Genomic DNA, 11,670 nt, shown 5'->3' on the forward strand with positions numbered 1-11,670 from the left:
TCAACACAAATGAAGAAATGGACCATTGAGGATTCGAAGGAGCTCTACAACATCAACGGTTGGGGCACTTCGTATTTTGGCATCAACGACAAGGGCGATGTCTACGTCACTCCGTGTAAGAACAATACGCAGATTGATTTGCGTGAGGTAATGGACGAACTGGCGTTGCGCGACGTCACGCCACCAGTATTGTTGCGCTTCCCCGACATTCTCGACAACCGTATCGAGAAGACCTGGAGCTGCTTTAAGAAAGCCTCAGAGGAATATGACTACAAAGGTGAGAACTATGTGGTCTATCCCATCAAGGTAAACCAGATGCAGCCTGTGGTAGAGGAGATTATTTCCCATGGCAGGAAGTTCAACCTCGGTCTGGAGGCCGGTTCAAAGCCCGAACTCCACGCCGTGATAGCCATGCAGTGTCAGAGTGACTCCATCATCGTGTGCAACGGCTATAAGGACCAAAGCTACATCGAACTGGCCCTGCTGGCCCAGAAGATGGGCAAGCAGATCTTCATCGTCGTAGAGAAGATGAACGAACTGGAAATCATTGCCCGCGAGGCCAAGAAGATGAACATCCGTCCGAACATCGGTATCCGCATCAAACTCGCCTCGTCAGGTTCTGGCAAATGGGAGGAGAGCGGTGGTGACGCCTCGAAATTCGGACTGACAAGCTCTGAGTTGTTAGAGGCCCTCGATTTCCTCGACAAGAAAGACATGCGCGACTGTCTGCGACTGATCCATTTCCATATCGGTTCTCAGATTACGAAGATACGCCGTATCCAGACGGCCCTGAGGGAGGCCTCGCAGTTCTATATCCAGTTGCACAAGATGGGATATAACGTAGACTTCGTAGACTGCGGAGGCGGACTTGGCGTCGACTACGACGGAACCCGTTCACCTTCGAGCGAAAGCTCTGTGAACTACAGCATCCAGGAGTATGTGAACGATTGTATCTACACCTTTGTGGATGCCGCCAACAAAAACGACCTGCCCCACCCCAATATCATCACTGAGAGCGGACGCTCACTGGCTGCTCACCATTCAGTGCTGGTGATCGACGTGCTGGAGACGGCCTCTCTGCCCGAGATGCCTGAGGAATTCGAGCCCGACGAGAATTCACATCAGTTAGTGAAGGACCTCTATGAGATCTGGGACAATCTCTCGCCACGCAATGTATTGGAAGACTGGCACGATGCTGAGCAGATTCGTGAAGAAGTACTCGACCTCTTCTCGCATGGTATCGTCGACTTGAAGACCCGTGCCGAGGTGGAGGCTATGTACTGGAGCGTGTGTCACGAGATCCATGCCCTTGCCAAAAGTCTGAAACATATCCCCGAGGAGCTGATGAAGATCGACAAGCTCCTGGCGGATAAATATTTCTGCAACTTCTCGCTCTTCCAGAGCCTCAGCGACTCGTGGGCCATCGACCAAGTATTCCCGATTATGCCCCTCCAGCGTCTGGATGAGCGCCCAACCCGTAACGCCACCATCCAGGATATCACCTGCGATAGTGACGGTAAGATTGCCAACTTCACCACGAATCGTCATAACACCCATTCACTGCCTGTACATGCACTTAAGAAGAACGAGCCTTATTATCTGGGTGTGTTCCTCGTGGGTGCCTATCAGGAAATCTTGGGCGACATGCACAACCTGTTCGGCGACACCAATGCCGTACATATCTCTGAGAAGGACGGCACCTATCACATCGACCAGATCATCGACGGTGAGACGGTAGAGGAGGTGCTCGAATACGTACAGTACAATCCCAAAAAGCTGGTACGCCAGTTGGAGGTCTGGGTGGCCAAGAGTGTGAAGCAGGGTAAGATCTCACTCGAAGAGGGCAAGGAATTCCTCTCGAACTATCGTTCTGGGCTCTACGGCTATACCTATCTGGAGTAAAGGTAAAAAGGTAAGAAAGTAAAAGGGTGAAAGAGAAGCTGACTATAGTCAAGGTAGGTGGGGCCGTTGTCGAGGACGAGGCCCAACTCGCACAGCTCCTCAAGGACTTCAGTGCCATTGAGGGGAAAAAGGTTTTGGTACATGGTGGAGGCCGTCGCGCCACACAAGTGGCTGCCAGCCTCGGCATCGAGTCGAAGATGGTGAATGGCCGCAGAATCACCGATGCAGAGATGCTCAACGTAGTAACGATGGTCTATGGCGGTCTGGTGAACAAGAATCTTGTGGCCCGTCTGCAGGCCAACGGTGTTAATGCCCTCGGACTGACGGGAGCCGACATCGACGTTATCCGTTCACACAAGCGTCCCCTGAAGGATGGCATCGACTATGGATTCGTGGGTGATGTAGACAAAGCCAATGGCCAGATGCTCAGTCGTCTTATCGAAGAAGGCATCACCCCCGTGATGGCTCCACTGACGCACGATGGTCAGGGAACGATCCTCAACACCAATGCCGACACCATTGCCTCGGAAACAGCCAAAGCCCTGGCACCCTATTACGATGTTACGCTGATCTTCAGCTTCGAGAAGAAAGGTGTGCTTAGCAATCCTGATGACGACGACTCTGTGATTCCCGTCATCACGCACGCGGACTTTATTAAATATAAGGAAGACGGCACCATCAGTGGCGGTATGCTGCCAAAGATTGAGAATGCCCTTGCAGCCATCGACGCCGGTGTAGGCCGTGTCATTATCACTCTTGCTACGGCCATCGATGGTCATGCTGGTACAGTAATTCAATAAAAAGGCGAAATTTTTTTCGCCTTTTTGTAACTTTCCCCCGTTTCAATCGTCATTACTATTAGAGAGGATGAAAAAAATCAGTTTCCGGAATGATATCCTGCCGCTCAAAAATGAGCTCTACAGGCTTGCCCTCCGCATCACTCTCAACCCTGCGGAGGCGGAAGACATTGTTCAGGAGACAATGATTAAAGTATGGAACAAGAGGGAGCAATGGAATGACATTGAATCGATAGAAGCCTTCTGCCTCACCATCTGCCGGAACATCTCGCTCGACAAGATGCGGAAGATGGAGAACCAGAACCAAAGCTTAGAGGAAAGTGAGCATGATGCTCCAGACCAAAGCTACGCATCCAATCCCGAGGAACAGGCCATGCAGCAAGACAAGCTCATGCTGATACGCCGCCTCATCAACGCTCTGCCGGAGAAACAGCGAAGTGCCATGCAGCTCCGAGACTTTGAGGGGAAGAGCTATAAGGAAATCGCCCAGATCATGGACATCAGTGAGGAACAGGTGAAAATCAACATCTTCCGAGCTCGCCAGACCATCCGGCAGAAATTTTTAGAAACAGAAGAATATGGACTATAAGTATATTGAACAACTCTTGGAGCGCTACTGGCAGGGAGAGACCACCCTGCAGGAGGAGACCATTCTGAAGACCTTCTTCAGTCAGCCTGATATTCCTGAGGATCTCAGGAAATACAGTGCCCTTTTCACCTACGAGGCAGAGAAAACCGAAGGCTTAGGCGACGATTTCGATGCCCGCATGCTGGAGATGACAGGCGAGGCTCCCAAGGCAAAGACCGTGACACTGACGAGCCGTCTGATGCCGTTGTTCAAGGCTGCTGCCATCGTGGCCATCGTCCTGACCTTAGGCAATGCTGCCCAAGCACCATGGAACTACGGATGGGAAGATCCGAAAGAGGCCTACGCCAAGTTCCACCAGCAGAAGGTTGACTCAGTGAACGCTCTGGGAACCATCCAGGCAGAAAACGTTGCCGACAGTGCCAAGACCACGACACCTGCAGAACAGCCTGCCTATTATGAGTAAGAAATTAATTCTATGCTTTCTTTATAACAATCATTATTAAACAAAAGAAACTGTGAAGTTTCATTCTCTCAAATCATTGGAAAATACTAACAACGAAGAACGGGCTGCCACCGAATATCGGGAGCAGCCCACTTCATTTTCTTGAGGTTCCACTTTTATCTTTTCACTTCGCCAACCGCTGATTCAACTGAAAGAGCGACGGCAGGAAGATAAGCAACGAGAAGCCCAGTGCCATCAGCACCTTCTGTTCGCTGCCAAACATCTCGACCAGTGTGAGGTCGGGATCAGAATAGATATTATATAAAATGTAAGCCACCGTATTGTTCACCCAGTGATAGACCACCCCTGGCACGATGCTGTCCGTACGCCAATACATCCAGCCCAAGAGCAGTCCGATGAGGAAGGCATGCGGCATTTGGGCTGGGTTCATGTGGACCACGGCAAAGAGCAATGCCGAGATGGCGATGCCTACCCAAGGATTCTGTTTCCATCGGAGCAGACTGCGCAGGATGGCCCCACGGAACACCATCTCTTCGGCCAATGGTGCCAGCAAGCCTACGACAAAATAGCCCCAGCGGTCTTTCATGATCATATCGAATTCCCCCTCTACCACATTGGGCAATTCGGGCATGTGCTCCTGTAGCCATACCGATGGCACAATGGCACCCAAAGCTGCCACGACACACCAGAACAGTACAAACCAAGGACGGGTACGCACCCAATGGCGCGACACCACACTCCACTTAGCCAGCAGGAACACGGCCATCGTAAGTATACTGAACACAGCCATCGTGATGATCAGCCCTGTGGCATTCATCACCGTGTCTTTTCCCATCACCAGTGTCCAGACGCCCTGGACGATGAAACTCACCACCACCTGGATGGCTCCAAAGATGACCGCATAAATCAAAGCATTCTTCATACCAATATCTTTCTTACTCTTTCCTTGTCTTCTTTCAGTTGCGCCACCAATGCCTCGGGGGAAGAGAAACGCTGTTCCTCGCGCAGACGGGTTACAAAGGCGATGGTCACCTGCTGCCCATAGAGGTTGCCTTCAAAGTCGAGGATATTAACCTCTAACGTCTGGCGCTTTCCCTCAAACGTGGGGCGCGTACCTATATTCATCATGGCAGCCCGCCGCTGGCCGTCCTCAAGTGTGGCCCATACAGCATAGACCCCAGGGGCCGGAATCAGCTTATCTGCAGAAAGGGGCTCCAGATTGGCCGTTGGGAATCCCAGCTGGTGGCCGATATGCTCACCTGGCATCACCTGGCCCGAAAGCTGATACTGACGTGTGAGACACTGTGGCATCAAGTCGACACGCCCCTCTTCCGCCAACAGCTGACGAATCACTGACGAACTCACGGCACAGCTGCCATCAGCCATCAGCTCCTTATCGCCACGCAGTACCTGCATCCCCAGCTCCTGACCATAACGCACATAATCGTCGAAACCTTCAGCACGGTTACGGCCGAAACGGTTGTCGTAGCCAGTGATGAGAGTCTGCACATGCAATTGCTGGCGTAACACCTGTTGCATAAAGTCACGAGCCGTCAGTGCAGCCAAGTCCTTCGTGAAAGGCAGCACCACCAGGGTCTCTACGCCAAGGGAGGCGATGATAGCCTCCTTCTCCTCCAGGGTGGTCAGCACCTGAGGACGGAACGTAGGATCAAGCACCTGACGAGGCTGACGGTCGAAGGTGATGACCATCGGACACAAACCACGGCTGCGAGCCTCTTCCCTGACCATACGGATCAGCAGCTGATGACCTGCATGCACACCGTCGAAGACTCCGATGGTTGCCACACTCTCAGAGAGCTGAAAAGGCCCCTGATTCAGACAAATTGTTCTCATAAGGGCGCAAAGTTAAGCATTTTTTCGTTATTTCCGCAAAAAAATTTGGATATTTAATGAAATTGCTGTAACTTTGCATCCCAAATCACGGACTTGTAGCTCAGTTGGTTAGAGCAACAGACTCATAATCTGGAGGTCCCAGGTTCAAGCCCTGGCTGGTCCACTCTCCTAAAAGCCAGCCGTATGAAGCAGAGTTTTTTAACTAAATATGTGGTTGCCCTTGTTATTGTGTTGATGGCAACCAGCTGTTCCAAACAAGGTTCTTACAGTCAACCGGAAATAACAGAAAGTTTCAGGGCACTTGTCATGGGTGGTAAGGATATCGACCCTAACCAGACATGGAGTACGGCCACAAACACCTCCGTCACCATTAACGTCAACTTGAAGGCCGACGAAGAATATACCGTATATATCTATCACACCCATCCGGCCACCAGCACCTCGACCCCATATCTCGGCATGGCCACTATGAAAAGCGGTGAATCGAAGACCATCTTTGTGGCCCAGCCCGTCAATGCCAAACAGCTGTATGCTGCCTGCTATGATGCCAAGAAGCAGGCCATCTGTATGCCTGTCATCAACGGTCAGGTAACATTCAGTGGCAGCATCAACACCTCCACAGCTATCCCGTCTATCACTACCGGCAACAATTGGAGCGTTCCCTATAAGGCTCTACCCGATCTCTCCAAATACACAACAGGCGACTTGATAGATATCGCCAACCTCAATCCCGAATTGCCTGAGGATGCTGAGGCACACCTGAAGATCAGCAGCAGCTATTCAGGATTCATCCCCTTCCTGGGTACCCATACCAATATGTCGGTCTATGTCACCTCTGAATGGACACTCACCTTCGACCAGCGTATCAACAGTGGCAACGTGATTGTCGTGGGCCAGGGCGGAAAGCTCATTATCCCCAAAGGCTTTAAGCTGACCACCACTCCTCAGGGCGAGTCGAGTGTTATGGGCAGGATCTACGTGATGAAAGGCGGAGAGATTTCTGGCGAGGGAACGGTAGAGTTCTCCAATGAGGCCGATGGCTACAACTACAGCGAAGGCACCATTTCTACAGGAGAGATTGCCATTGCCAGCGGTTCTTTCTATAATGGCGGAACTATCCAGAATGCCCGTCTTACTGGCTCTGGCACAACAGCAGAATTCGTCAACCTCAACTCAGCATATCTCTCTGAGGCCGATGGCACCTCGCTCTCCATCATGAACGCAGGTACCATTAACATCACTGGTAAACTGACATTAGCCAACAATACCCGTATGGATGACGGCAGTAACATCCGTTGCGGTTCGCTCACCCTTCAGGGCAATGGCAATAGCGTGCTCTATATGGGTAACAATGCCTACCTGAACTGTAGAGGAAACATCAGCGTCAGCGGCTACGGCGTATGGGGTCCCTCTGGCGATAAATACAAGGCCAATGCCCGCTTCAGGGCTGGGGGCTGCTCACAATACAGTGCCAACTCAGGTAATGCCAACGAGTTCATGCTCGACAACGTACAGTTTGAGACGCCACTGGGTGCTTCAAACCTTGACCTCCTTGCTGGTTGGGTGAACGGCACAGGCATCGATGGCAATCGCCAGACCTGTTTCTATGTCCTGGAAGGCAATCCTGATACGCCAAAGAGCAACTACATCTTCTATGCCTTCGAGGTTCCTGACAACTACAATGTACGCGACTTCGACTATAACGACCTCGTGCTGCGTATCAGCACGCCCTTCGACAATGGCGACGGCACCTATACCGTTTCCGTAAATGTGGCAGCCATCGGCAGTGACCAGCAGATGAACGTCGTCTATAATGGTGAGGATTTCGGTAAAGAGGTCCACGAGGCCATGGGTATCGCCACTTCTGCCACAATCAACAACAACAGCGTGACCCGTTCTCCCGAAGTCTTGGGAATGATTACAATCAACGATCCCAACATAGCCATCGACAAACTGGCATTCTCACTGCGCAAGACCAACAAGGCAGGCACCTCAACGACCTTTAGACAGTCGACCGATTCGGAGGATGCACCTCTCTTCCTGGCCGTCTGTGGTAATGCTCAGGGGAAATGGCTATGGCCAAAAGAGAGCTCGAATATCGGACTGGCCTATAAAGACTTCAGCACCTGGGCCAATAATGCCCAATCTGCCCTTGACTGGTACGATAGCAAGAATGCCAGTTCCAGCAGAATCGTCAGTTGGTAAGAAAAGAGGAAAAGCTCTTTACCAGATATAGACCTGGCTCCTTGTGGCGTAGTCGTTCAAATACCAGTCTGTAGCCTTATTACGATTTACCGACCACTCACCAAAGGCATGGCCCTTCTCGGAATAGGCGCCAAAGAGAATCTCTACTCCCTCATTATAATCCTTTCGCATGCGGAAGCCGATATTCTGGCCATGCAGTGGATGCCAGAACGAACCTGACGGGATGACCAGTGCCCAAGGCAGGTTCTGAACATCAATATACTTATTCTCATAAAGCGCATCCACCTTACGGTAAGGGAAGGTGTGAATCTCCCTGCGCACATTGCCATAGAGCTTCATGACGAAGGGGTCAATATCCTCAAGGGTCAGGTAGCTCAGCTTCAGCGGATCCTTAACCTTCAGCACGTAGACTATCTCGCGAGGCAAGAGCTCAGCCGTCGTAGAAGTGGTACCATAATTCACGTTATACTGCTTACGGTTGAACTGACCATATTCATTATTCTTGACATCACCAATGGCCCAGTGGGCATCGGCAAAGAGGTTGATGATGGGCTCACCGTTTTTACCACTCACTAAGAGCTTACCCAACAGGTCTTTGTCCTCCACATAGCTGTTCTGCTGCTTGATTTCATCGCCAGCCATATTCACATTAAACGAACTGCCACCCACAGCATACAAGGAGTCGATGTCGTCCATCGTGTATTCAGGCAGACGGATGAGACCAGCCAATGGGGTAGTGGAACCCACGGCAGCCAGTTTCACGTGGATTCGCATCTCTTTTTCGCCAGTGCGCTCTAAAGCCAGATGCATCACCACCTCGTTATAGTCGTAATCGCCAGGCTCAGGCATCTCTCCCTCATAGCAGTAGGCATAATACAGCAGCGAAGGCTGTTTGTCCAGTGACCTCGACTGATAGGTGGGCTTAGAGAAATCCACACGGTTCGAGCTCGACGGCTTAAAGCTCATGACCGTATAGTTCCCCTCGGCATCGACGAGAGCACCATAGAGCGTACTCAAGCGCCGAGGATAAGAAATGTTCATTGAGAACTGGTCGCCCTCCTCTACAGCTCTCTGGGCAATGATGTTTGCATCCGAAGAAGCCGACGGGTCGTCTGTCAGCACCTGGAACATCTTGGCCCCCACGCCACCGTTGATATTCACAATCAGCGTTTTCTTCTCCGTCAGTACCCACGTGTGGTTAGGATCAACCGTATCTACTGGCGACTTTATCTCTATCAGTGAGTCATACATCTTCTCACTGAATGCATGCTTCGAACATGATGAACTGACACCCGTTATGACACAGATGCCAACGAATATGGCAAATACCAATGCTATCTTTTTCATACCTTATTATATTATAAGCAGATTTCGCGCCAAAATTACAAAAAATATCGCATACAAGGTATATAAAACGATGTGTTTTGCAGATTTTAACACCAAAATAGATACAACTTGTGGATTTTTTGCTTAAATTTGCAGCCGAATCGATTCAAAATATATAAGTTACGTAACACTATTAAGTATTTTTTGTGCAATGAAAAAGTATTTGATTACAGGAGCAATGGCTCTTTTAGCTGGGTTCTATCTTACCAGCTGTACTCATGATGACATCGAGTACTCTTCACTTTATGAAGAGAAGACGCAGTCTTTCGAGAAAGTTTTCAAGGATTTGTATGGCACGATTGACCCCAATCACGACTGGGGTTTCACACCTTATGTTGTTGACAACAATACGACAGAAGCTACCGCTGGTACTCGTGGTACTCGCGCCTTAACTCGAGGCGCATATCCCAATGCCAACGATTGGGCAAAAGAAGGATGGAATGTGCCCGATCCCCTGCATGCAGAACAGATTGCTATTGTCAGAAAGTATTTCCAGCAGTTTAGAGATCCAGTTGATGAACCCATCAACTATAGCGACTTCTTTGTTCAGGATGTCTATAAAGGTGGTACTTATGCCAAAGACAAAGACCCAGATTCTAAGACCACAGAGACATGCTATTCTGCCTATGGCGATCCCAACAGCCCTTTCTATGGCAGTAACCAAATGGATCAGCTGAGCGCTGGTATGGGCGACCATATTAGCAACTATAACAATGCCCAGTGTTCACCTAACACCAACGTATCTAGTGCTAATCCAGATTTAAACCCACATACTGACAAGATTATGCTCATGACGGGTTCGAGCACCGCTTATTTCGGTTATAACAACTCTCTTCAGAGCAGCTATAAGTATAATGATATGTTTACCCGTGTATCTGGTAACACCATCATGCAGTGGGCGAAAGACAACAATATCACTGTTCCTTCAACTGGTGATGTAACCGGCATGCATTTCGTGGGCTTTGACTATGAGGCAGACCTCAGTCATGGTCTCACAGACAATATGCAGGGTAATTCATATTTGGTCACTGAAGTTCCCGCTGGCACTGCTGGAGCCTTCCAGATTCCCAACAAGCAGAACGACGACAACTGGCAGAAAGGTAAATGGTATATCGCTGGCGCTCGCGACCACTATTATTCTGACTGGATTGTCCGCATTATCCCTGGCACAAAGAGGGACACCAGTAAGGATCAAGATAAAGAAGAAGAGGAGACCACAACCAGCAAAAAGTATACAGCCAAGCGCCACGAAATAATTGCCATCGGCCGTGTCTTTGTAGAGGACCTCTATAATGCATCCCGTGCTGATATCGACTATAACGATGCCGTGTTTGATGCCATCATTTGGAAAGATGACAGCATTTTGGTAGAGCCTAATTTCTGGGGCCAAGAAACAACCACGACAATTAGCAGAAAATATCGAGTAGAAATCGCCTTGCTGGCAGCAGGTGGTACTATCCCCATGAAGATTGCAGGCAGCAAGTTTGGGGATGTACACCAAGCCTTCGGAGTAGGACTTACTACTATTGTTAACACTGTTGGCGAAGCTTCCAATGTCTTCGGCTCTTTGGTAACAGGTAAGGATTATGTTTATAAAGAGTTCGACTACACAGACGAACTTAAGTTAAAGAATAAAATTTCTCTCAACGATATTCCCATAGACGTAGAGTGGATTACAGGCGATGTCAAGGTGGCTGCCCGACTGAACAATAAAGAAACCCATACTTACAAGAAGGATGCAGAAGGCAAACTGGTTGTAGATGCTAATCGCGATCCTATCGTAGAGGATGCTGGTGCACCTGTTGTTCCTCATGTATTACAGGTGCCTATAGGTACAGCATGGGCTCAAGAGCGTGTAAATATTGGTCTTGGAAATGAAGGCCCATACCACGATTTCCCAAAATATGTTAAGGATCATACAGTAAACTTCTGGGAGAACAATGTGGACAAGTTCTATCTCTACTTGGGCAACCGCTCACCTCTTGCTTTCAAAGACAAAAAGAAAGGCTATACTTATCTGACAGACATCAAGACTATTATTTGGGAAGGTCCTAAAACATTCAAATATTATCCAATAATAAGTGAAATCGTTAATTATTTTACTTCTGAGAAACTAAATCTTCCAGAGGGTGGAGTAAAAGAGGGTCAAGTAATGACATTTATATTCACAAATTATCCAGGATATTTCAAAGCCCAAACGAATGATGGAGCAACTATTTATGATGGTAATGTTACAAGTGAATCTATTTCCATCACTTTGACCAGTGATCAGGCCGCCAAGATTAATAGTCAAAAGAAAATTAAAGTTTCGGGTAGTGATTTGACCCTTAAAACTATTACAATACGATAGAATAATCAAATACAATAATATTTTGCACATTTATGTGAGGGGGCTTCTGCGTGAGCAGAGGCCCTTTTTTATATTGATGTCCCCAAGTCTGTAGCCCTAAAGATAGTGGCAGCGGACTGTCCGA

Annotated in this window: 9 protein-coding genes and 1 tRNA gene; 7 read left to right on the forward strand and 3 right to left on the reverse strand. The window is 49.2% G+C overall.

Annotated elements, in window-relative coordinates; translation table 11 throughout:
- Positions 1-9 precede the first annotated feature (9 nt).
- From speA to BMY16_RS07315, 4 genes are all read left to right on the forward strand, one after another.
- Entirely contained in the window at positions 10-1,902 is a 1,893-nt protein-coding gene (gene speA / locus BMY16_RS07300; protein ID WP_091841270.1) for a biosynthetic arginine decarboxylase, read from the forward strand.
- 26 nt (positions 1,903-1,928) lie between these two features.
- On the forward strand, positions 1,929-2,702 hold the full coding sequence (gene argB / locus BMY16_RS07305) for an acetylglutamate kinase (RefSeq protein WP_091841272.1): 774 nt from the start codon (positions 1,929-1,931) through the stop codon (positions 2,700-2,702).
- A gap of 67 nt (positions 2,703-2,769) precedes the next feature.
- Complete coding sequence (locus tag BMY16_RS07310; protein WP_091841273.1) at positions 2,770-3,288, forward strand: RNA polymerase sigma factor; 519 nt, start codon at positions 2,770-2,772, stop codon at positions 3,286-3,288.
- Positions 3,278-3,751 carry a hypothetical protein gene (locus BMY16_RS07315; protein ID WP_091841275.1) on the forward strand — a complete coding sequence of 158 codons (474 nt, stop codon included), beginning with the start codon at positions 3,278-3,280 and terminating at the stop codon, positions 3,749-3,751. Before BMY16_RS07310 ends, BMY16_RS07315 begins: the two co-directional genes overlap by 11 nt.
- A 163-nt stretch (positions 3,752-3,914) precedes the next feature.
- On the opposite strand, the gene BMY16_RS07320 is transcribed toward BMY16_RS07315, so the two are convergent.
- A complete protein-coding gene (locus BMY16_RS07320; RefSeq protein ID WP_091841276.1) occupies positions 3,915-4,673 on the reverse strand; it encodes a CPBP family intramembrane glutamic endopeptidase in 759 nt (252 codons plus the stop codon).
- Entirely contained in the window at positions 4,670-5,605 is a 936-nt protein-coding gene (locus BMY16_RS07325) for a bifunctional riboflavin kinase/FAD synthetase (protein ID WP_091841278.1), read from the reverse strand. The genes BMY16_RS07320 and BMY16_RS07325 overlap by 4 nt, the downstream gene beginning before the upstream one ends.
- An 89-nt stretch (positions 5,606-5,694) precedes the next feature.
- Here BMY16_RS07325 and BMY16_RS07330 point away from each other — a divergent pair.
- Both BMY16_RS07330 and BMY16_RS07335 read left to right on the forward strand, forming a co-directional pair.
- A tRNA-Ile gene (locus tag BMY16_RS07330) sits at positions 5,695-5,768 on the forward strand.
- 20 nt (positions 5,769-5,788) lie between these two features.
- A complete protein-coding gene (locus BMY16_RS07335; protein ID WP_139207161.1) occupies positions 5,789-7,810 on the forward strand; it encodes a DUF4842 domain-containing protein in 2,022 nt (673 codons plus the stop codon).
- 18 nt (positions 7,811-7,828) lie between these two features.
- Here BMY16_RS07335 and BMY16_RS07340 read toward each other — a convergent pair whose 3' ends face one another.
- Positions 7,829-9,157 (reverse strand): LruC domain-containing protein, encoded by a 1,329-nt coding sequence (locus BMY16_RS07340; protein ID WP_091841282.1) that lies wholly within the window; start codon positions 9,155-9,157, stop codon positions 7,829-7,831.
- A 190-nt stretch (positions 9,158-9,347) separates the two neighbouring features.
- Between BMY16_RS07340 and BMY16_RS07345 the strand changes: the two genes are divergently transcribed.
- Positions 9,348-11,546 carry a hypothetical protein gene (locus BMY16_RS07345; protein ID WP_139207162.1) on the forward strand — a complete coding sequence of 733 codons (2,199 nt, stop codon included), beginning with the start codon at positions 9,348-9,350 and terminating at the stop codon, positions 11,544-11,546.
- The last annotated feature ends 124 nt before the right edge of the window (positions 11,547-11,670 follow it).

The sequence above is a fragment of the Prevotella sp. ne3005 genome, from assembly GCF_900110085.1.
GTDB lineage: Bacteria > Bacteroidota > Bacteroidia > Bacteroidales > Bacteroidaceae > Prevotella.